Origin of the sequence: Ideonella paludis (genome assembly GCF_018069865.1) — a bacterium.
Classification (GTDB): domain Bacteria; phylum Pseudomonadota; class Gammaproteobacteria; order Burkholderiales; family Burkholderiaceae_C; genus Ideonella; species Ideonella paludis.
This window is the reverse complement of sequence record NZ_JAGQDG010000005.1, coordinates 125,609-146,412: the sequence shown is the minus strand read 5'-3', so window position 1 is coordinate 146,412 and position 20,804 is coordinate 125,609. Positions and strand designations below refer to the sequence as shown.

General features: G+C 64.4%; 16 protein-coding genes. 9 read left to right on the top strand and 7 right to left on the bottom strand.

Annotated features, from left to right (window positions below; translation table 11 throughout):
- The first annotated feature begins 92 nt into the window (after positions 1–92).
- Positions 93–1,256 (top strand): DUF805 domain-containing protein, encoded by a 1,164-nt coding sequence (locus tag KAK11_RS13870; protein WP_210809783.1) that lies wholly within the window; start codon positions 93–95, stop codon positions 1,254–1,256.
- A 23-nt stretch (positions 1,257–1,279) separates the two neighbouring features.
- On the opposite strand, the gene dbpA is transcribed toward KAK11_RS13870, so the two are convergent.
- Positions 1,280–2,716, bottom strand: coding sequence for an ATP-dependent RNA helicase DbpA (gene dbpA, locus KAK11_RS13865; protein WP_310737807.1), 1,437 nt, complete (start codon positions 2,714–2,716; stop codon positions 1,280–1,282).
- A 797-nt stretch (positions 2,717–3,513) separates the two neighbouring features.
- On the opposite strand from dbpA, the gene KAK11_RS22220 reads away from it, so the two are divergent.
- Both KAK11_RS22220 and KAK11_RS22305 read left to right on the top strand, forming a co-directional pair.
- On the top strand, positions 3,514–4,152 hold the full coding sequence (locus KAK11_RS22220) for a DUF4261 domain-containing protein (RefSeq protein WP_310737806.1): 639 nt from the start codon (positions 3,514–3,516) through the stop codon (positions 4,150–4,152).
- Positions 4,153–4,244: 92 nt separating this feature from the next.
- Positions 4,245–4,607, top strand: coding sequence for a DUF6869 domain-containing protein (locus tag KAK11_RS22305; RefSeq protein ID WP_375140686.1), 363 nt, complete (start codon positions 4,245–4,247; stop codon positions 4,605–4,607).
- Between the two features lie 663 nt (positions 4,608–5,270).
- Here the strand turns inward: KAK11_RS22305 and glpK are convergent.
- Positions 5,271–6,770 carry a glycerol kinase GlpK gene (glpK, locus tag KAK11_RS13855; RefSeq protein WP_210809780.1) on the bottom strand — a complete coding sequence of 500 codons (1,500 nt, stop codon included), beginning with the start codon at positions 6,768–6,770 and terminating at the stop codon, positions 5,271–5,273.
- A 21-nt stretch (positions 6,771–6,791) separates the two neighbouring features.
- Here glpK and glpD point away from each other — a divergent pair, with 21 nt between their 5' ends.
- Positions 6,792–8,540: a glycerol-3-phosphate dehydrogenase gene (gene glpD / locus KAK11_RS13850; RefSeq protein ID WP_210809778.1), complete on the top strand. Its 1,749-nt coding sequence runs from the start codon at positions 6,792–6,794 to the stop codon at positions 8,538–8,540.
- Here glpD and trhA read toward each other — a convergent pair.
- Complete coding sequence (trhA, locus tag KAK11_RS13845) at positions 8,528–9,202, bottom strand: PAQR family membrane homeostasis protein TrhA (protein WP_210809777.1); 675 nt, start codon at positions 9,200–9,202, stop codon at positions 8,528–8,530. The genes glpD and trhA overlap by 13 nt on opposite strands.
- 45 nt (positions 9,203–9,247) lie before the next feature.
- Positions 9,248–9,730, bottom strand: coding sequence for a cyclic pyranopterin monophosphate synthase MoaC (moaC, locus tag KAK11_RS13840; protein WP_210809776.1), 483 nt, complete (start codon positions 9,728–9,730; stop codon positions 9,248–9,250).
- A gap of 85 nt (positions 9,731–9,815) precedes the next feature.
- Between moaC and KAK11_RS13835 the strand changes: the two genes are divergently transcribed.
- On the top strand, positions 9,816–11,420 hold the full coding sequence (locus tag KAK11_RS13835; protein WP_210809775.1) for a M48 family metalloprotease: 1,605 nt from the start codon (positions 9,816–9,818) through the stop codon (positions 11,418–11,420).
- Between the two features lie 3 nt (positions 11,421–11,423).
- On the opposite strand, the gene KAK11_RS13830 is transcribed toward KAK11_RS13835, so the two are convergent.
- A complete protein-coding gene (locus KAK11_RS13830; RefSeq protein WP_210809774.1) occupies positions 11,424–11,783 on the bottom strand; it encodes a phage holin family protein in 360 nt (119 codons plus the stop codon).
- A gap of 398 nt (positions 11,784–12,181) precedes the next feature.
- On the opposite strand from KAK11_RS13830, the gene KAK11_RS13825 reads away from it, so the two are divergent.
- Complete coding sequence (locus KAK11_RS13825; RefSeq protein ID WP_210809773.1) at positions 12,182–12,604, top strand: SWIB/MDM2 domain-containing protein; 423 nt, start codon at positions 12,182–12,184, stop codon at positions 12,602–12,604.
- 60 nt (positions 12,605–12,664) lie between these two features.
- Here the strand turns inward: KAK11_RS13825 and KAK11_RS13820 are convergent, their stop codons facing one another.
- Positions 12,665–15,133, bottom strand: coding sequence for an ATP-binding protein (locus tag KAK11_RS13820; RefSeq protein ID WP_210809772.1), 2,469 nt, complete (start codon positions 15,131–15,133; stop codon positions 12,665–12,667).
- Between the two features lie 327 nt (positions 15,134–15,460).
- Here KAK11_RS13820 and KAK11_RS22215 point away from each other — a divergent pair, with 327 nt between their 5' ends.
- Entirely contained in the window at positions 15,461–16,480 is a 1,020-nt protein-coding gene (locus KAK11_RS22215; RefSeq protein ID WP_210809771.1) for a GGDEF domain-containing protein, read from the top strand.
- 6 nt (positions 16,481–16,486) lie between these two features.
- Here KAK11_RS22215 and uvrA read toward each other — a convergent pair whose 3' ends face one another.
- Positions 16,487–19,426 carry an excinuclease ABC subunit UvrA gene (uvrA, locus tag KAK11_RS13810; protein WP_210809770.1) on the bottom strand — a complete coding sequence of 980 codons (2,940 nt, stop codon included), beginning with the start codon at positions 19,424–19,426 and terminating at the stop codon, positions 16,487–16,489.
- 349 nt (positions 19,427–19,775) lie between these two features.
- Between uvrA and KAK11_RS13805 the strand changes: the two genes are divergently transcribed.
- A complete protein-coding gene (locus KAK11_RS13805; protein ID WP_210809769.1) occupies positions 19,776–19,940 on the top strand; it encodes a hypothetical protein in 165 nt (54 codons plus the stop codon).
- A 117-nt stretch (positions 19,941–20,057) separates the two neighbouring features.
- On the top strand, positions 20,058–20,795 hold the full coding sequence (locus KAK11_RS13800; RefSeq protein WP_210809768.1) for a Crp/Fnr family transcriptional regulator: 738 nt from the start codon (positions 20,058–20,060) through the stop codon (positions 20,793–20,795).
- Positions 20,796–20,804 lie beyond the last annotated feature (9 nt).

The window sequence follows — 20,804 nt, the reverse complement described above, 5'->3', positions numbered from 1 at the left end:
TACTGCGCACACCAGCCGAGGTAGACACGCTTCATCACAGCATTTTTAAGGAAGCGCGGCGACACTTCAGGGTACGTGTTTTGTCAAAGCCCATGAGTAGTACAGCGGTTCAACTGGTTTTTGCAGGCGAGATCCTGGCGGGCTTTTCTCATGCTCAGGTGCGAGAAAAACTAGGGCGCCGCCTGCGCTTGGATGAGCAGCGCCTCAACAAACTGTTTTCCGGGCAGCGCGTGGTCATCAAGCGCGACCTCGCCCCCGCTGAGGCCGCCGAGTGGGTCCAGCGCTTTCGTGCCATTGGCGCCGTGCTGCACGCCATTCCGGCCAAGCCTGCAGCCACCCACACCGCCGCCCTGCCCGCCCCCCCTCAACCGGCGCCCCCTGCGCGCGCCGCCGCCGCCGCTGCCGCCAAGGCCAAAGCACCTGCGCCACCCGCCGTGGTGCGCCCCAGCGTCGCAGCCCCGCCGCCCGACACCAGCCTGATGCTCTCCCTGGTGCCCGACAGCGAGCTGCCAACGCCCCCTGCACCCGCCACCCGGCCTGCGGCAGCCCCACGCGCTGCCGCGGCCAGCGCCAGCCCTGCCGCCAGCAACGCAGCCGAAGAGATCACCTGCCCCAATTGTGGCGAACGCCAATCCAAGCGGGTGATCTGCCGCGCCTGCGTGTGCGACATGCCGCGCACCTTGGCCGCGCGTCAAGCCGAGGCCGAAGCCCGCCGCCAAGCCCGCCTGGAAGAGCTGCGCGCCCGCAATGAACAGCGCCTGGCCCAAGAGCAAGCGCGCCTCAACGGTGAGGACGATGCCGAGTTGGACGGCGATGAGCTGCCACCGCTGCTGAGCCTCTCCGTGGAAGGCCGCATGGGCCGCGTGCGCTTCATGGGCTGCTGTGCCTTGGGCCTGGCCGCTGGGCTAGGGCTATGGATGGGCGCGCTGGTCTTGGCGGCCACCTTGTCCAATGCGGGGGTGCTCTGGGGCGGCCTGCTGCTCGGTGTGGTCTTGGCGTGGTGGGGCGTTCGCCTGACCGTGCTGCGCCTGCACGACCTGAACCGCAGTGGCTGGTTTGCGCTGCTGCAACTGGTGCCCGCCCTCAACGGCCTCTTCAGCCTGGTGCTGATACTGTGGCCGGGCAGCGCGGGCGAGAACGATTACGGTGACCCGGTGGACGATGCCCGCGCCTTGTGGGCGATCCTCGGCGTGGTGGTCTTCGGCGCCACCACCCTGCTCACCACCCCACAGCTCTGGCCCCTGTTGGCGCGTTAAGGCACCGTCAGGGTCAGCCCTGCTCAGCGCACCACATCGTCCATCAGCCGCAGCTTGACCTTGCGACCTTTGAGCTGCCCGGCACTCAGGCGCTTGACCGCCTCTTGGGCAATGCCCGCCTCCACCGCCACATAGGTGTGGAACTCTGTCACCTTGATCTTGCCAATCTGGCTGCCCGCAAAGCCGGCCTCGCCAGTCAGCGCGCCCAGCACGTCGCCGGGGCGGATTTTTTCTTTGCGGCCGCCCAAGATTTGCAGCATGGCCATGGCCGGGCGCAGCGGGCCGCCGGCCGCAGGCGTCAAATCGCTCAGCGGCTGCCAGGGCAGGGTCATGCCGTGGGCCAGTTCAATGCGGCCGATGCGGCCCATCTCGTCCATGCTGACGAGGCTGAGCGCCAAGCCATCGTGCCCGGCCCGGCCGGTGCGGCCAATGCGGTGCACATGCACCTCGGGATCGGGCGTGACCTCGACATTGATCACCGCCTCCAACTGCTCGATGTCCAGGCCCCGCGCCGCCACATCCGTGGCCACCAGCACCGAGGCCGTGCGGCCCGCAAAGCGGATCAACACCTGGTCACGCTCGCGCTGCTCCAAGTCCCCATGCAGGGCCAGGGCCACAAAGCCTTGGGCGGTGAGCACATCCACCAAATCGCGGCATTGCTGCTTGGTGTTGCAAAAGGCCAGGGTGCTGGCCGGGCGATAGTGGTTCAGCAGCTTAGAGACAGCGTCCAGGCGCTCGGTTTCGGTCACCTCAAACGCCACTTGGCGAATGGCCCCGCCGGCCGTGGCCTCTTTGGCTGCCGCTGCCGGCGCGGCCACGGTGATGCTTTGCGGCTGGCGCAAAAAGCGCGCCGACAATTTGGCGATGCCTTCGGGGTAGGTGGCCGAGAACAGCAAGGTCTGGCGCTGCGGCGGGCACTGGCTGACCACCGTCACCATGTCGTCGTAAAAGCCCATGTCCAGCATGCGGTCGGCCTCGTCGAACACCAGGGTGTTCAAGGCACCGAGCTGCAAGCTGCCCTTCTCTAGGTGGTCCATCAGCCTCCCCGGCGTGCCCACCACAATGTGGGCGCCATGGGCCAGGCTCTCGCGCTGCGGGCGCATGGTGGCGCCGCCGCACAGGCTCAAAATCTTGACGTTGCCGGCCGCACGCGCCAGGCGGCGCAGCTCTTCGGTCACCTGGTCGGCGAGCTCACGCGTGGGGCACAGCACCATGGCCTGCACCTGCCACAGGCTGGGGTCCAGCCGATGCAACAAAGCCAAGCCAAAGGCTGCCGTCTTGCCGCTGCCTGTGGGGGCCTGCACGATCAGGTCGCGCCCGCTCAGTGCCGCCGGCAAGCTGGCCGCCTGCACCGGCGTCATCTGTGCATAGCCCAGCTGCGCCAAGTTGGCCTGGGCAGCCGCATTCAGCGGCAGGTGGGAAAACGCCAGCGCGGAGGGGGTGGCGGAGGATTGGGACACGGGAGAAGATGAAACGCTCATGCTGGATTGTCGCCGGGCTGGCGATTGGGCAGATGGATCATTGGCCGTGGCCTTGGAAGTCTGATGGTTCGGCCTTTGCTGTGACTCGGCGGGGCGGTTTTATTCGGAGGGTCTGTTGTGCGTTAAGCAGGTGGCGCATGCGCATGCGCTGGCACAGGCCGTGGCCCGGGGCTCATGCTGAGGCGGTCGGCTCACGCCGACTCCCGTCGGTGCTCGGGCAAGGGCGTGCGCCGTCAAACTCCCTCCGCTCGCCTGCGGCTCGCTATGGTCAAACCCTTCCGGCGAATATGTTCTTGAATCGCGTGAATACACGCGCCACGCCCTTGCCCTGCGCGCCGCCGCACCTCAGAAATCGCCCCAGGCCACGGCCTACGCCAGCGCGAGTCCATCGTTGCAACCGGCTACGGGAGTCAAATGCAGTGCCCTCGGCTCCTCTAATCCAGCGGCATGACGCCTACTGCCCGCGTTACAGACGCGCTCAAACGCTGAATGCATGGGGCTATAGTGCCCCCGAGCCTTTCGCGATGGGCTGACCGGCAATAAAAGTATGTGTACCCGGCGTTGTGGCCCTGTCCCCAAACCTCTGCCCGCACCTTATGCGCTCGATACTTTTCATCCTCGCTTTACTGTCACTTGTACTGTCAGCCCAGGCTTCGGAGACCGAATCTAAGTCCACTGTATCGATAGTCCTTCTCGCAGAACCGAAGCTTCCAAGCGCGAGGCAGTTTCAGCAGGAGCTGGCCAGTCGCCTTGCGGGCAGACTCAAGATCACGGGTGTGGAGCATGAAGATGCTGATGCCATTGCATTACGTGTCGGCGAAGCCATTGTCCTGGTGAGACTAGTCCCAAAGCCGGCCCCAGAGGCTCTCATCAAGGACCTTTGCGTCAACGCTTGGTACTGGCGACAAGCCTGCGAAGCAACGTCCGGGCATCGGGCGCAGGCGGTGGTGGGAGTGATGCAGTCATCCCTCGACGCACTAGACACCCGGCTCTTGCTCACTGACGCAGTCAGCGCAGTGATGAATGACAATGCGATAGCCAGCTACTGGCTGGCAAGCCTTCAGTCTCGAGACGCCTTCTTGCGAAAGTCTGCAAAGATCAGCAGGGAAGAGCCCCCGATCTGGCTTTGGGTCAATTTCCGAATTACCAATGACGCAGAAAAGGGCTTCTCGCTATCGACTTCTGGCATGGACCAACTCGGCCTGAACGAGATTGAGGCCAAAGATGTCAATCGATCTGGGCGAGAAGTGTTCCCACTTCTTCTGGGAATGGCGCAGTACTTGGCGTCGAAGGGCCCGGTGATCAAAGATGGCGAAACGATTGGCGATTCGCCTCAATTGAACATCCGGGTTCATCAAGGCAAATCGTATTGGCGTGATGGCCTGAACGTGTATCGGGTCACTTGGCCAAAGTAGGCTGCTGAAAAGTGCCTCTGAGTCACCGGCAGGACTTCTCAAGATGAGGGGAGCGGCCTAGCAACACACCAAACCTGACCGTTCTGAACGACATGACTGATCGAAACGCCCTCGTTACTGCTTGGCTCACTTACCAGCGAAACTGGTGGGCGTTCGAGGCGTTAGACGACCTGATCCGAGAGAGCCCAGTCGATGCGTGGGAGACACTCCTCGCGCTCATCGACAGCGCCGAACCAGAGATGTTGGAGCAAATTGGGGCAGGGCCGCTAGAGGACTTTGTTGGAGCACACGCTGACACGTACATTGAGCGACTTGAACAAGAGGCCAGCACGAATCTTGCGTTTCAAAAGGCCATGAAAAGTGTTTGGCTCAAGCCCGGTGAGAACGGTGTGGTTGAACGACTGGTGATCCTTGGATGCGAGGTAGTTCCCGTCAATAGTCGCCCTGAGGGCTAGAGCATGATCCGGGGCTGAGTGTGTAGCCCCGACCGAATTTTTCTAATGTCTGACTCACTCCGCGTTCCTTGACTCGCGCCACAGCATCCAGCCATCTACCGCCCAGTCGCTGCCTGCCCCTCCGAAATCACATGCGCCTGCCTCAGGTCTATGCCGACTTCAATGCCATCGAGCACGGCACCAATGCCACTGGCCTCGCTGTTATTCCGCTTACAGGCTACGGCACATTGTCTAGCCTGGCTGCGCAGGGCTTGCGTTTGTCAGAAGGTATGCGTGTGTTGATTTATGAGCCCGAAGACATCGAGTGCGAGGCCCTGATTCACTTCGACCCCTGTCGCGCAGACCCCGCCAGGCGACAGGGCGAATGGGTGGCACTCGTTCGGCCCACAAGGATTGAGCGTCTACGCTCACCCACGAACCCGCGCTAGATTTCCCATGTCTTGCATGCGGCAGGCTCTTCGAGCAGGCCACCCGAAGCTATCGCGAGCTGTGCTTGGGTTGTGGGTCGAGTGTCATGCTGCCATTGGCTCCGCCGGGTAGCACAAACCTGCCCCCTTGAGCCTGACTTGAACCCTGATGGGAAACTTGGGGCCGGGATTTCGCTCAAGGTCGAGGGGCCACCCCACCCGTTGGCATGAAACCCTTCCTTGCAAGCCCCCCCAATCACCCCCGCCCCACCGCCTGCCTCACCGCCCGCTCCCAGCCCGCCATCAACTCGGCCGCACGATCGCGCGGCATGGTGGGGTGGAAGCTGCGCTCGACCTTCCATTGGGTTGAGAGTTCTTCGGTGCTGCGCCACACGCCTGTGGCCAGGCCGGCCAGGTAGGCGGCCCCTAGGGCGGTGGTTTCGATGACTTGGGGGCGCTGCACGGGGATGCCCAGCAGGTCGGCTTGGAACTGCATCAGCAGGTTGTTGACGCAGGCACCGCCGTCCACGCGCAGCTCGCTCACGGGGGCGCCGCAGGCGGCCACGGCGTCTTTGCTCATGGCTTGCAGCAGGGCGGCGCTTTGGAAGGCGATGCTCTCCAAAGCAGCGCGGGCGATGTGGGCCACGGTGCTGCCGCGCGTCAGGCCGACGATGGCGCCGCGCGCTTCGGCGTCCCAATAGGGCGCGCCCAGGCCGGTGAAGGCGGGCACGAACATCACGCCGCCGGCGTCGGGCACGCTTTCGGCCAGGGGTTGTACGTCGGCGCTGCTGTGGATGGCCTTGAGGCCGTCGCGCAGCCACTGCACCACGGCGCCGCCGATGAAGACGCTGCCTTCCAGCGCAAACTGTGGCGCTTGGTTTGCGACCTGACAGGCGCTGGTGGTGAGCAAGCCGTTGCCACTGGTTTGAAACTGTGCGCCGGTGTGGGTCAGCATGAAGCAGCCGGTGCCATAGGTGTTTTTGGCCAAACCGGCTTTGAAGCAGGCCTGGCCAAACAGCGCGCTTTGCTGGTCGCCAGCCATGCCGCCCACCGGCAGTCCGGCGCCCAGCAGCTCGGCATTCGTCTCGCCAAACAGGTGGCTGCTGGGGTGAACGCTGGGCATCAGGCTGGGTGGGATGTTCAGCAGGTTCAGCAGTTGCTCATCCCACACGTTACGTCGGATGTCAAACAGCAGGGTGCGGGCAGCATTGCTGACATCAGTGGCGTGCACGCGCCCGCCGGTCAGCTGCCACAGCAACCAGCTGTCAACTGTGCCAAAGGCCAGCTCGCCGCGCTCAGCCGCTGCGCGGGCGCCGGCCACGTTGTCCAAGATCCAGCGCAGCTTGGTGCCTGAAAAGTAGGGGTCGATGACCAAGCCTGTCGTCTCGCGGATCAGCTTGGCATGGCCGTGCTGGCGCAGTTGGGCGCACAGCTCTGCCGTGCGCCGGTCTTGCCAGACGATGGCACGGTGCAGCGGCTGGCCGGTTTGGCGGTGCCAGACCAGGGTGGTTTCGCGCTGGTTGGTCAGCCCGACGGCGCGAATGGCTTGCGGCGGAATCTGCGCTTTGGCGATGGCTTCTTGGGCCGTGGCGAGCTGGGTCTGCCAGATCTCCAGCGGGTCATGCTCCACCCAGCCGGGCTGTGGGAAATGCTGGGTGAACTCCCGCTGGGCCGAGGCGATGAGTCGGCCTTGCTCGTCAAAGATGATGCTGCGCGAGCTGGACGTGCCCTGGTCCAAAGCCAAGAGATAAGCCATGAGCGGTGCTCCTGCAATCGGATGAAGGTAGAGTGCAGCCATCCTATCCTCAAGATTGCTGTGGACCAGAACTCCGTGATCTCACAGGCCGAGCCTCACCCCTGCGACGTGCTGGTAGTGGGCGGCGGCATCAATGGCGCGGGCATTGCGCGTGACTTGGCCGGGCGCGGCTGGCGGGTGGTTTTGGCCGAGCGGGACGACCTGGCCTCGCACACCTCGTCGTCCAGCACCAAGCTCATCCACGGTGGCCTGCGCTACTTGGAGTACTACGAGTTCTCGCTGGTACGCAAAGCCCTGAAAGAGCGCGAGGTGCTGCTGCGCAGCGCGCCGCACATCATGTGGCCGCTGCGCTTTGTGATGCCACACGACCCAAGCGCCAGCTTCTTGCGCCCGGCCTGGATGATCCGGCTGGGCCTGTTCCTTTACGACCACCTGGCCAAACGCGAGGTGCTGCCCGGCTCGCGCGGCGTCGATCTGCGCCAGCACCCGGCGGGCGCGCCGCTCAAGCCCGGTTTCAGCCAAGGTTTTGTCTATTCAGACGGCTGGGTGGACGACGCCCGCTTGGTGCTGCTGTGCGCCCAAGATGCCGCCGCCAAAGGAGCGCGGGTGCTGACACGCTGCGCGGTGACGGCCGCCCAGCGCAGCGCCCAAGGCTGGCTGGTCACTTTGAGCCATGCCGATGGCCGGCAAGAAACCGTGCAGGCCCGCGCCCTGGTCAACGCGGCCGGCCCCTGGGCCGAAAGCTTTTTGCGCGGCACGGCCACACCCGCCCAGGGTGAGGCCCTGGCCACCAAGCACCTGCGCCTGGTCAAGGGCAGCCACATCGTGGTGCCCCGCTGCTTTGAGCACGACCACGCCTACATCTTCCAAAACCCGGACAAGCGCATCATTTTTGCGATCCCCTATGAGCGCGAGTTCACGCTGATCGGCACCACGGATGAGGAGATCCACGGCGACCCGGCGCAGGCCCGCATCAGCGAGGCCGAGGTGGCCTACCTCTGCGAGCAAGCCAGCCGCTACTTCACGCGCCCCATCACGCCGGCTGACGTGGCGTGGAGTTACAGCGGCGTTCGCCCGCTGCTGGACGACGACTCGGGCGACCCCTCGGCAGTGACGCGGGACTACATGCTGGAGAGCAATGTCTTGCCGACCTTGGGCGGGGCGCCATCGGCCACCGCGCCAGCGGGGGGGGCACCGCCATCAGACGCGCGCCGGGCCGCCCCAAGCAAGTCTGCTGCCCCCCTCGGGGGGGCCACCGCGCCAGCGGGGGGGGCACCATTAGTCAGTGTGTGGGGCGGCAAGATCACCACCTTCAGAAAGCTGGCGGAGGATGCGGCCACCGAGGTCGGCCGCCTGCTGGGCGAGGCACGCCACCCCTGGACGGAAGGCGCGCTCTTGCCCGGTGGCGACCTGAGCGCCTGGATTGGCCCGCCGCAGCGGCCAGACACCGACTTTGCCCGCTTTGTGCAAGCGCTGCAGCAACGCCACCCGTGGCTGCCGCCGGCCCTGGCGCTGCGCTGGGCCCGCGCTTATGGCGGCCAGGTCAGCCAGTTGCTAGGGGCGGCCACCTCGCTGCAAGGCTTAGGCGCAGAAGTGGCCCCCGGGGTGTTTGAGGCGGAATTGCGCCACCTGCAAGCCAGAGAGTTCGCCCTGACCGGCGAGGATGTGCTGTGGCGCCGCAGCAAGCTGGGCTTGCATTTGAACGCGGAAGCGCGACAAGCCGTGATCGAGTGGATGAGTGCTCAGGCCTCTGCGCTTCAGCGAGCGTAGCCCAGCACCGCAAAAAAGTGGCAGACGCTGCCCCCCAGCACAAAGAGGTGCCAGACAAAGTGGGCGTAGCGGATCTTGTTGTCCATCAGGAACACCAAAGCGCCCAGGGTGTAGCTCAGCCCACCCGCCACCAACCAGGCCAAGCCGGCCACGGGCATGCGCTCAATCAGCGGGCCGGCGGCCAGCACCGCCACCCAGCCCATCGCGACGTAGAGGCCGGTAGAGAGCCACGGGTGCTTGAGCCGGTTCAGCAGCTTGATGGCCACACCGGCGGCCGCTGCACTCCAGACGATGATGAACAGGGTCCACCCCCAGCCGCCCTTGAGCACCCCCAGCGTGAACGGCGTGTAGCTGCCCGCAATGAACAAATAGATGGCAGCATGGTCCAGCCGATTGAGCCACAGCTTGGCCCGGCCCGCCGGCAGCGCATGGTAGAGCGCTGAGATGCCATAAAGCAGGATCATGGAGGCGCCGAACACGGCCACGGCCGCCACGTCGGAGCCGCTCCCCTCAATCCACGCATCCAGCACCAAGATTGGCAGTGCGGCAATGGCCAACACACAGCCCAGGCCATGGCTGATGGCGTTGGCGATCTCTTCGCCCAAAGTTTGAGGGCGATCAGGCGCAGGCTCGCGCAGCCGCTTGGTGGGTGCAATGCTCATGGCCGGATTGTGCCGGGTCTCGCCGCCCTAGGTTAGGGTATGGCGTCAGCTCGGGGCGACCCAGTGCCCACTCTTGCCGCCCTGCTTCTCCAGCAAGCGCACACCCTCCATCACCATGCCTCGGTCCACGGCCTTGCACATGTCGTAGATGGTCAGCAGGCCCACTTGCACGGCGGTCAGGGCTTCCATTTCGACGCCGGTCTTGCCATAGGTCTCGGCTTGCACGGTGCAAGACACGGTGCTGGCGGCCTCGTTGATGTCAAAGCTCACTGCCACGCGGGTCAAGGGCAAAGGGTGGCACAGAGGGATCAGGTCGGCGGTGCGCTTAGAGGCCTGGATCGCGGCAATGCGGGCAATGCCGATGACATCGCCCTTTTTGGCGCTGCCGCTGGTGATCAGCGCCAGCGTGGCAGGCAGCATGCGGATCTGGCCGGTAGCCACCGCAACACGGTGGGTCTCGCTTTTGGCGCCGACATCGACCATATGGGCTTGGCCGTGGTCATCGAAATGGGTCAGGTGGTCATTCATAGCAGGCGCAACATCGGAGATACAAGTCGGTGTCATGATAGCGGTGAGCTTTGACCGCCGTTGTGGCGCAGTGAGACCTTGCCTGATGAGCACTTCCCGTTTGACCCGTGCGTTTTCCCTGCTGGGCTTGATGACCTTGATGGCGACAGCCCAGGCGCCGCAAGCGCAAGCGCAGGTCAACCTGCCGTCACTGGGCGACTCGGTGTCCGACGATGTGGACTTGCTGACTGAACGCAAGCTCGGGGACCGCTATATGCGGGAGTTGCGCCGCGACCCCGACTTCCTCGATGACCCCCTGCTGCAGGCTTATGTTCAGAGCCTCTGGACACCGCTGCTGGAAGCGGCCCGCGCACGCGGCGACATCAGCCCCGATATGGACCGCGCCTTTGCCTGGGAGATTTTTTTGGGGCGTGACAAGGCCATCAATGCCTTCGCCATGCCCGGGGGCTATGTCGGGGTGTATCTGGGCCTGATCGGGATGACCGCCTCGCGCGACGAATTGGCGTCGGTCTTGGCCCATGAGCTCACGCACATCAACCAGCGCCACATCGCGCGGGGCATGGTCAATGGCCAACGCCAGGGCACGGCAGCCATGGCGGCCGTTTTGCTGGGCCTGATTGCCGCCAGCCGCAGCAACAATGCGGATGTGGCCCAAGCCGTGGTGGCTGGCGGTCAGGCCGCGATGATCCAAGGCCAGATCAACTTCACTCGCGAGATGGAGCGCGAGGCCGATCGCATCGGTTTTGAACTGCTGGTCCTGGCGGGCTTCATGCCCTCCGGCATGTCGGGCATGTTTGAGAAGATGGAAGTAGCCTCGCGGCTGAATGACAACAACCAGTTTCCCTATCTGCGCACCCACCCGCTGACGATTGAGCGGATCAGCGAAGCGCGCCTGCGCACCCGCGAGAACCGGCCCGCTCCGCCCGCCTATGCCGAGCCGGTGCGCCATGCCTTGATGCAGGCCCGCGCTCGCGTCTTGATGGACCGCAGCGAGACGGCCTTGCGTCGGCTGCAAAACCAAGGCGAGCCCGGCTCCCCGCAAGTCGGTGAGGCACGCTTGGCCGCGGTATATGCGGCTGCGCTGGCCTCGGTGCACTTGCGTGACCATGCCAAGGCCGCACAGTTCATCAAAGACGCCGAGGCCTTGGCTGTTCAAGGCGCGCTGAAGACCCAGCCCTTTGCGCGTCTGGCCGTGGCCCATCTCAAGGCCCAAAGTTTGATTGAGCGTGCCCGCGGTGGCGGCGAGCCTCTCAGCCCCGAGCTGGAGGCCTTGATGCCGGCGCTGGACGCAGACTCCAGCCGGCCAGGCTTGCTGATGCGGGCCGAGATTGCGCTGGCGCGGCACCGCGCGGGCCAAGCGCAAAGCGCGCAGGCCTTGCGTGCGGCGATGGAGCAGTTGCAAACCTGGGTGACGGACCACAAGCAAGACGCCACCGCCTGGCAAACCTTGGCCCAATGCGCAGAGCCCCTCGGGCTGAAGCTGCGTGCCATGCGCGCCGCCGCAGAGGCCGCCCATGCCCAAGGCGATCTGCTGGGTGCCTATGATCGCCTCAGGGTCGCCCAGGAGAACTTCCGCGCGCCGGACTACCGCGACGACGTGGAGGCCAGCATCATCGCCGCGCGGCTGCGGGATCTGGAAGTCCCGCGGCGTCGGCTGCTGGCCGAGATGCGCGGCGAGCGGCCTGAGTAAGGCTCAAGCCGCCGGGCGGCTGAACAAGCGCTCCACCACGGCATCGATGATCATGCCGCAGGCACTGTAGAGCAGAGACCCAATCAAGGCGGCCGGGAATCCGGTGACGTTGAAGCCCGCCAATAAACCGGCCGCTGACCAAAACATCAGGGCATTGATCACGAACAAGAACAGGCCCAAGGTCAATAAGGTGACGGGCAAGGTGAGCAGCACCAACAAGGGCCGCACCAGGGTATTGAGCAAGCCCAGCACCCCGGCCGCCAGCAAGGCGCTGGTATAGCCCGTCAAGGTGACACCCGCATAAACCTGGGCCACCGACAGCAAGGCCACGGCCAACAGGGCCCAACGCACAATCAGCTTCATCTGGCTCCTCTTTTCTGTGGGGCAAACCCCCTGCGCGCGACAGCGCTCAGGCAGTTCTTCCGGGGGCATTTTGAGGTCATGCCGGGGTTTTGCAAGTCGCCAAGGTCGCGATACATACCCTGCACCGTATTTTTAAGGGTGTCGCGACAGACCTTTGCAGCGCCTGGATCGGTCCTCGCGCAGCGCTTGAAGCAACACAAACCCCACGCCTGATGCCTGCGAACGACAAAAAGCGTGGTTTCACGGGGGTCACAGCACGATTTACCTGGGAAAACCGCTTCTCAGCCCCTCGTACACGCAGTACCATTCACCCCGCTCATTGACGTAGAGGATCGGTGGCTCACGCGGCTGCCGCCCAGGTCTGGCACATCAACATTCCTTTGATGGAGAGAATCGATATGGCAACTGCGAAGAAGGCCGCTCCGGCCAAGAAGGCGGCTCCCGCGAAAAAGGCGGCAGCAGCTCCTGCAAAGAAGGCAGCTCCGGCCAAGAAGGCGGCAGCGGCTCCAGCGAAGAAGGCAGCACCTGCTAAGAAAGCAGCGCCTGCTAAGAAGGCGGCTCCGGCCAAGAAGCGCACCCCGAACGCGGCCTTCATGAAGGCCATGACGCCCAGCGCCGCTTTGGCCGCCATCATTGGCGACAAGGCTGTGCCGCGTACCGAGGTGACCAAGAAGGTCTGGGAATACATCAAGAAGAACAATCTTCAAGACAAGGCCCAGCGCACCATGATCAACGCCGACGCCAAGCTGAAGGAAATCTTTAAGAAGGCACAAGTCTCGATGTTCGAGATGACCAAGCTGATCAACAGCCACCTGAGCTGATTGCCCACGCCACCGCAGCCGCGGTGGCCAAGCGCAAAACCGACCTGAGGGTCGGTTTTTTTATGGGCGCGCGTGCGCTTGAAGCGCCCGCATCACGGCCGGCATCAGGTTGGCCAGGTCGATGGGCTTGGTCCAGTAGTCGTCGAAGCCAGCCGCCCGCGCGGCGGTGATCTGCTCGGCCAATGCGTCAGCCGACAGCGCCACGCAACACAGGCCCGCCGTCTTGGGCGAGGCCCGCAAGAGGCGCAAGACCTCCAAGCCGCCGATGTCAGGCAGGTTCATGTCGATCAAGGCCAGGTCGGGCTGCAAGGCGTTCGCCATGGCCACCCCTGAGGCACCATCGGTGGCAATGTGCAGCGTCCAGCCGGGGTAGGCCCGGAACACCTCCTGGATCAGCAGCACATTCAGTGGCTCATCCTCGACATACAACACCGTGCCGGAACTGGTGGCCAAAGGCGGCTCACGCGAGAGCCCTCGGGGCAGCTCAGGCTCAGCCTTTGGCAGCTCTTTGGCGGTGTCTCTGGGCAGCCGGACCCGGAACTCCGCGCCTTGCTGAGGCGCACTGATGACTTCAATGGTGCCGCCCATGGCATGCACCAAATCTCGCACGATGACCAAGCCCAAGCCGCTGCCTTCAATACGGCGCCGCTCTGCTCCCAAACGGTTGAACGGCTGGAACAACTGACTTTGCGCCGCCTCATCCAAGCCCCAGCCTTGGTCGGTGACGGACAGGACCTGAAACTCGCCTTCCGCCGAGACCTTCACGGTGGCCCGCCCCCCGTGCCTGTTGTACTTGATCGCATTGCTCAGCAAGTTGATCAAGACTTGCTCGACCGCCATGGCATCGCCACAAACCGCGGCGGACTCCGTCAGCTCGGCCAGCAGCACCACCTCCCGCGCGGCCGCCATGGGGCGCATGGTGACCAGGCACGTGGCCACCACAGGCCCCAGGTCCACGCATTCCTTCTTGAGCTTGAGGCCGCCGGCCTCAATGCGAGCCACATCCAACACGTCGTTGACCAGATCGAGCAAGCGTTGCCCGGCACTGCGCAAGCCGACCAAACGGTGCGCTTGCTCGGGCGGCAGCGGGTTGGCGGTATCCAAGGTCATGAGCTGCGCAAAGCCCACCACCGCATTGAGTGGCGTGCGCAGCTCATGGCTGGCTCGAGAGAGGAACTCACTCTTGGCGACATTGGCCGCCTCGGCCGCCGCCTTTTCTCGGCGCAGCACCTCGTTTTCCAGTCGAGAAGCCTCCAGATTGCGCCGCTCGGTGATGTCCGCGGTGAAGCCATGAAACACCGTGCTGCCGTCGGGCAGCCGCTGGGCTGAAGCCCGGGTCTCGAACCAGCGCTGAGGCCCTCGGCCGCTGCGGCGGCGGTACTCGACCTGCAAGGGCCGCAAGCTGTTGACTGAGCGCTTGAGCGCCGCGCGCCAACGGGCTTGGTCGTCAGGCACCATGTCATCCGCCGGGCCAAACGGCGCGAGCGCGGTGGTGCCCTCCGGCACTGGGGCAATCCAGCGGCTCAGGCCTGCACTGACATAGAGATAACGCGGGTCACCGCCTTCGGCCGGCACCACAAACTGCACCAAAGCGCCCGGCACCTCGGCAGAGAGTCGCTGCAGGCGCTCGTCTTGTTCGCGCCGGTGTTGCTGGGCCACCAGCTTGGAGCTCATATTGCGTGCTGTGCCGCGATAGCCCACAAACCCGCCCTGCGCATCAAAGACGGGCAGCGCGCTGCGCGACAGCCACACCGGCCCTTGCGGCGCATCCCAGCGGCTGAGCACCCGCGACAGCGGCCGACGTGTGGCCAGCAAGTCGCTCAGCAGTTGTGGGGGGTTCAAGGGCTCGCCCTTGTCGTCGACCAGCCATTCTGGCGGCATGGGGCTGCCCAATAACTCGCGAGGGTGAACCCCTGTCACGGCCTGGATGTCCCCAGAAATCCAGGTACAGCAGCCTTGGGCATCCAGCTCCCACATCCAATCACCGGAGGCGCGCGCCAAATCATAGAGACGCTGCGCATGGTCATCCGCTTCCCGGCGTTGCCGGCCTTGGATCAACAAGGACGCTGCCAACTCAGCCAACTCTTGCAACGACTGACACTGCACGCTGGACAGCGTGCTGGGCTCGGTATGGAGGACGCACAAAACGCCGACCACCTCACCGTCAACCTGTATCGCTGCCGCCGCATAAAAGCGCACGCCCAAGGGCCCATTGACCGACGGCAGATGCATGAAGCGCGGATCCTTGCGCGCATCCGGAACCACCAGGACCGACGACTGGCTGATCATCTGAGCGCACATCGTCGCCTCGCGGGGCATGGCATCGGACGGCCAGCCCCACCACGCTAAGGGGCGCACCACCTCAGATTCCAGCACTGACAGCACACAAGAAGGACAAGCCGTCAATTGAGCTGCAAGACGCACCAGCGGCAAAAAGCTGGGGTCCGGCGACGATTCCTGCAGCCGCAAGCTGCGCAACACCTCCAAACGTAGGTGTTCATCGGCCATTGGCGCACACAGGTCTGACATCCATACCACCTTCCCTCGTGACGGTAAGCCCTATCCCGTCACGCTTTTCAGCGAAGCCTATGCTCACGCACAGCATCATCGCTGCCTTGGGCATACTCTTTGGTGTACCTCAAGGAACAAGCAAAAATGTTGAAGCGCGGATTCTGAGGCCTTGCGTTGCAGGCGACAACTGCTTTTTCAAATGCGGTACAAGCTGCGACTATTTCAACGACACAGCAGCGGCGCACAGGAGTACATTGATGCCGTGCTACGGCTGGGGGCTCACCCGCCAGTCTGCGTTGTGGCCTTCACTGGCACAGCGTCAATTCAAAGTCGTTGGGGAAGTTTGTGAAGTACGAAGACAGCATCGAGCAAAGCGCCGAACTCCTGCGTAAAGCACTGCCACTGATGTCCCGCCAGACCGCTGGTCTGCACCCAGTGAGTTACGCCATTTGGTATGACTATGTGTCCAATCGCAACCCTGATTTGCGTCAGGCGATTGACGAGGTCATGGCCCGCAGCGGCACCCTGGACGAAACCACCACCCGGCATTTATTTGACCGGCATGTGGCCGACATCGACGCCGACACCGCCGCCCGCGTGACCGAAGGCTTTCAGCGCGTGTTGGGCCATATGGCCACCTCGGCCGCGCAAGCCGGCACCGACACCGCCCGTTTCGGCGAAACCCTGGGCCGGCTCTCCACGGCACTCGACCAAGGTGACGGCCATGCCGACGCCGTGGCCGAAGCCTTGGCCGAAACCCGCGCTATGCAAGGCAATATGAAAGCCTTGCAAGACCGCTTTGACGACAGCCAAAAGCAGATCATGGCCTTGCGCGAAGAGGTGCGCAAAGCCCGCGAGGAATCTCTGCTGGACGCCCTGACCGGCTTGGCCAACCGCCGCGCCTTTGACCAGCGCCTGGCCGCCTGTTTGGCCAGCACCGTGGCCGGCGGTGAGAGCGCCCCCTGCCTGTTGGTGGGCGACATCGACCACTTCAAGAAGATCAACGACACCTGGGGCCACCCGTTTGGCGATCAGGTCATCAAGGCGGTCGCTGCGGTGCTCAAGGCTTTGGCCCCGCAGGGCGCCTTGCCTGCGCGCGTGGGCGGCGAAGAGTTCGCCGTGCTGCTGCCGGAATCCGCCCTGCCCGACGCGCAATCTCTGGCGGAAATGGTTCGCCAGCGCATCAGCGCCGCACGCATTCGGCGCCATGGTGCCGAAGAAACCCTGGCCCGCGTCACGCTCTCGCTGGGCGTGACCCGCCACAAGCTGGGCGAGTCGCCCACCGAGTTCTTCCAGCGGGCGGACCAAGCGCTGTATGCGTCCAAAACTGGCGGGCGCGACCGGGTGACCGTGCTCGCCGCCTGAGCGCTTTCAGCGGCTGAGTAGAGGCAGCAAGAAGCGCCCGGTGTGGCTGGCCGCGCAAGCGGCAATCACCTCAGGAGGCCCTTCGGACAAGACTGTGCCGCCACCCGAGCCGCCTTCCGGCCCCATGTCGATCAGCCAATCCGCCGTTTTGATGACGTCCAGGTTGTGCTCGATCACGACGATGGTGTTGCCCGCATCGCGCAACTGGTGCAGCACCTTGAGCAGCAACTGGATGTCGGCAAAGTGCAGGCCCGTGGTGGGCTCATCCAAGATATAGAGCGTGCGGCCGGTGTCGCGCTTGGAGAGCTCCAGCGCCAGCTTGACCCGCTGGGCCTCGCCGCCCGACAAGGTGGTGGCGCTTTGCCCCAGGGTGATGTAGCCCAGGCCCACATCCAACAAGGTTTGCAGCTTGCGCGCAATGCTGGGCACGGCGCTGAAAAAGGCATGCGCCTCTTCCACCGTCAGTGACAACACCTGGGCGATGTTCTTGCCCTTGTAGAGCACTTCCAGCGTTTCGCGGTTGTAGCGCAGGCCCTTGCAGGTGTCGCAGGGCACATAGACATCGGGCAGAAAGTGCATCTCCACCTTGATGACCCCGTCGCCCTGGCAGGCCTCGCAGCGCCCGCCGGCCACATTGAAGCTGAAGCGGCCCGCACCATAGCCGCGCTCGCGCGCCGTGGGCACCTCGGCAAACAGCTCGCGGATGGGCGTGAACAAGCCGGTGTAGGTGGCCGGGTTGGAGCGCGGTGTGCGGCCAATCGGGCTTTGGTCCACATTGATCACCTTGTCAAAGGCCTCCAAGCCTTCGATGGTGTCGTGAGCCTCCGGCTCGGCATGGCTGTTGTAGAGCTTGCGCGCCACCGCCGCATACAGCGTGTCATTGACCAAGGTGCTCTTGCCCGAGCCGGACACGCCCGTCACGCAGGTCAGCAACCCCACGGGGAACTCCACCGTCACGCCCTTGAGGTTGTTGCCCCGGGCGTTGACCACCCGCAAGGTCTTGGGGTCGGTGCTGTCGGCCAGGCTGTGGCGCTTCTCGGGCACCGCAATGCGCAGCACTTGGCCCAGGTATTTGCCGGTGAGGGAATCTGGATGCGCCGCCACCTGCTCAGGGGTGCCCGCGGCCATCACCTGCCCGCCATGCTTGCCCGCCCCCGGGCCCATGTCGATGCACCAGTCGGCCGCGCGGATCATGTCCTCGTCGTGCTCGACCACCAGCACGCTGTTGCCCAAGTCGCGCAGGTGCTTCAAGGTGCCGATCAGGCGCTCGTTGTCGCGCTGGTGCAGGCCGATGCTGGGCTCGTCCAGCACATACATCACGCCCGTGAGGCCGGAGCCAATCTGGCTGGCCAGGCGGATGCGCTGGGCTTCGCCGCCGCTCAAGGTGTCGGCGCTGCGGTCCAGGCTCAGGTAGTTCAGGCCCACATCATTCAAAAAGCGCAAACGCGAACGGATCTCCCGCACCACTTTGTCGGCAATCTCGGCCTTGGCGCCTGTCAAGGCCAGGCTGCTGAACCAGGCCAGGGCATCGGCCAGCGTCAGGTGCTCCACCTCATAGATGGGCCGGCCTTTTTGCGCGTCGGTGCCGGGGATGAAGACGTTGCGCGCCTCCACCCGCAGCCGCGCACCGCCGCAATGGCCGCAGGGCTTGGCACTTTGGTAACGGGCCAGGTCTTCACGCACCGCCACCGAATCCGTCTCTTTATAGCGGCGCTCGAAATTCGGGATCACGCCTTCAAACGGGTGCGAGCGCTTGACGCTGCGCGGCTTGCCGTTCTTGCCCTCGGCCTCGTAGACAAACTCAATGTCCTCGCCGCCCGAGCCGTAAAGCAGCACCTGCTGGGCCTTGGGCGGAAGGTCTTCATAGGGCGTTTCCAGGTCAAAGCCATAGTGCTTGGCCACGCTCTCCAGCATGGAGTAGGTGTAGGCGTTGCGTCGGTCCCAGCCCTTGATGGCGCCCGAGCCCAGCGACAGCGTCGGGAAGGCCACCACCCGGTCGGGGTCGAACACGGTTTGCAGCCCCAAGCCATCGCAGTGCGGGCAGGCGCCGACGGGCGAGTTGAAGGAGAACAGGCGCGGCTCCAACTCTTGCAGCGAGTAGCTGCACACCGGGCAGCCGTACTTGGCCGAGAACAGATGTTCTTTGGCGGTGTCCATCTCCAGCCCAATCGCCCGGCCGTCGGCAATGCGCAGCGCGGCCTCAAAGCTCTCGGCCAAGCGTTGCTTCATGCCCTCGCCGGTCTTGAGGCGGTCCACCACCACATCGATGTCGTGTTTCTCGGCCTTTTTCAGCGGCGGCACATCGGCCGCCTCCAAGACCTGGCCATCCACCCGAAAGCGCACATAGCCCTGGGCCTGCATGTCTTGGAACAGCTCCAAAAACTCGCCTTTGCGGTCGCGCACCACCGGGGCCAGCACCATCAGTTTGGTGCCCTCGGGCAGCGCCAGCACCGCGTCCACCATCTGGCTGATGCTCTGCGCCTGCAGGGCCAGGCCATGGTCGGGGCAAAACGGCGTGCCGGCGCGGGCATAGAGCAAGCGCAGGTAGTCATGGATCTCGGTCACCGTGCCCACGGTGGAGCGCGGGTTGTGGCTGGTGGCTTTTTGCTCGATGGAGATAGCGGGCGACAGGCCCTCGATCACATCCACATCGGGCTTGTCCATCAGCTGCAAGAACTGCCGCGCATAGGCCGAGAGGCTCTCCACATAGCGGCGCTGGCCCTCGGCATACAGGGTGTCAAAGGCCAGCGAGGACTTGCCCGAGCCCGATAAACCGGTGATCACCACCAAGGCGTGCTTGGGGATGTCGAGGTCGATGTTCTTCAGGTTGTGGGTGCGGGCACCGCGCACCGAGATGCGGGCGGCCTGGGCCAAGGCCGTGGCGGACAGGGTGGGCAAGCCTGTCGAAGGAGCAGCAGAGACAGCGGGCAAATCGGTGTGTGGCATGGGGTCGGCAAGGCGCATCGCGGGCAACCGACCATGATAACGGGCCGGGGCTGTTTGGCCCAACCGGCCCGCTGCGAAGGCCTGAACAAGGCCCGTGCTAACGCCACAAATGCGTCATGAACGGCCTTGACCCGTCACCGCCACAGCCCCAATGGCTTGTTATTTATAGCCTATATAGAGAGTGAACGCACACATTACCGCCGCACAAGCGCCTGAGTAAAGTCCGTCAAAACCACGGGTCTGCACGGATGCAAAAAATTTTCAAATTTCTGTCATCGGCGCTGAAAGATGACTCGTTGTACTGCTCGCAAGCCCCTCAGGCCTGCGCCAGAAGTCAAAGCGAACCATCATGCAAAAGTCTGCTCATCCTCAGTTTCCTGCTCAGCGCCTGCACCCGGTGGCCCCGGCCGCGCGGGACGACAAGGGCCAAAAGTTCGAGCCCTTCTGGAGCATGGCCATTCACAATGACCGCCGTTGCATGGCGCGTGTGCTCAAGGCCGATCAAAAGCGCTGATCGCCCCAAGGTTTCTCTCCCCTCCTGATTCAAGCCGCCCCCTTGGGCGGCTTTTTCATGCCGGGGTCATCTCTTGCCGGCCGCCAGCTCGCCGCCCGCAGACGGCATACTGAGCACATGCCTGCCACCATCATCCCGCTGACCCCGCAGGAGCCGCTGTTCAACCCCCAAGCGCGGGTGTGTGCAGAGTGCGGCGTCCGAAAGTTCGCCCTGTTTGGCGTGTTGGATCATGCCGAGCTGGACAACATCCATGTCCACATCGCCAGCCTGAAGCTGGAACCCGGCCAAAGCCTGTACGAAGCACAAGGCAGCGGCCATGCCGCCTTCACCGTGCGCTCTGGCGTGGTGCGCTTGGAGCGCAACAACGAGCGCGGCGAGCGCCGCATCTTGCGCCTGGCCGGCCGCTCTGACCTCTTGGGCATGGAGGCCATGCTGGGCCAAAGCTATGCCGCCGATGCCGTGGCCTGCACGCCGGTGGAGGTCTGCCGCCTGCCGCGCACCTTGGTGGACGACCTCACCCGCGAGCAGCCCGAGCTGATGCGCGACATGATGAAGCGCTGGCAGCGCGCCTTGGATGACGCCGACGAATGGCTGACCGAGCTGTGCGCCGGCCCTGCCCGCTACCGCATGCTGCGGCTGCTGCTCAAGCTCACCGAATATGCCGACGGCGGCGAAATCTGGCTGCCCGGCCGCCAAGAGATGAGCGCCATGCTGGACATGACCATCGAGACGGCCAGCCGCTTGGTCAGCAGCTTCAAGCGCGACGGCCTGCTGCTGCCCACCACGCCGCGCCATGCGCGCATCGACCACACCGCCTTGGCCGCCGCCCTGCGCGACGAAGCCAGCAAACTCTGACGCCCTGAC

Excerpts from the sequence above, each read along its gene's own strand:
- KAK11_RS13870 (WP_210809783.1), top strand. The coding sequence starts at position 93 with ATGAGTAGTACAGCGGTTCAACTGGTTTTTGCAGGCGAGATCCTGGCG.
- KAK11_RS22305 (WP_375140686.1), top strand. The coding sequence starts at position 4,245 with ATGACTGATCGAAACGCCCTCGTTACTGCTTGGCTCACTTACCAGCGA.
- glpK (WP_210809780.1), bottom strand. The coding sequence starts at position 6,770 with ATGGCTTATCTCTTGGCTTTGGACCAGGGCACGTCCAGCTCGCGCAGC.
- glpD (WP_210809778.1), top strand. The coding sequence starts at position 6,792 with ATGAAGGTAGAGTGCAGCCATCCTATCCTCAAGATTGCTGTGGACCAG.
- trhA (WP_210809777.1), bottom strand. The coding sequence starts at position 9,202 with ATGAGCATTGCACCCACCAAGCGGCTGCGCGAGCCTGCGCCTGATCGC.
- moaC (WP_210809776.1), bottom strand. The coding sequence starts at position 9,730 with ATGAATGACCACCTGACCCATTTCGATGACCACGGCCAAGCCCATATG.
- KAK11_RS13835 (WP_210809775.1), top strand. The coding sequence starts at position 9,816 with ATGAGCACTTCCCGTTTGACCCGTGCGTTTTCCCTGCTGGGCTTGATG.
- KAK11_RS13830 (WP_210809774.1), bottom strand. The coding sequence starts at position 11,783 with ATGAAGCTGATTGTGCGTTGGGCCCTGTTGGCCGTGGCCTTGCTGTCG.
- KAK11_RS13825 (WP_210809773.1), top strand. The coding sequence starts at position 12,182 with ATGGCAACTGCGAAGAAGGCCGCTCCGGCCAAGAAGGCGGCTCCCGCG.
- KAK11_RS13820 (WP_210809772.1), bottom strand. The coding sequence starts at position 15,133 with ATGTCAGACCTGTGTGCGCCAATGGCCGATGAACACCTACGTTTGGAG.
- uvrA (WP_210809770.1), bottom strand. The coding sequence starts at position 19,426 with ATGCCACACACCGATTTGCCCGCTGTCTCTGCTGCTCCTTCGACAGGC.
- KAK11_RS13805 (WP_210809769.1), top strand. The coding sequence starts at position 19,776 with ATGCAAAAGTCTGCTCATCCTCAGTTTCCTGCTCAGCGCCTGCACCCG.
- KAK11_RS13800 (WP_210809768.1), top strand. The coding sequence starts at position 20,058 with ATGCCTGCCACCATCATCCCGCTGACCCCGCAGGAGCCGCTGTTCAAC.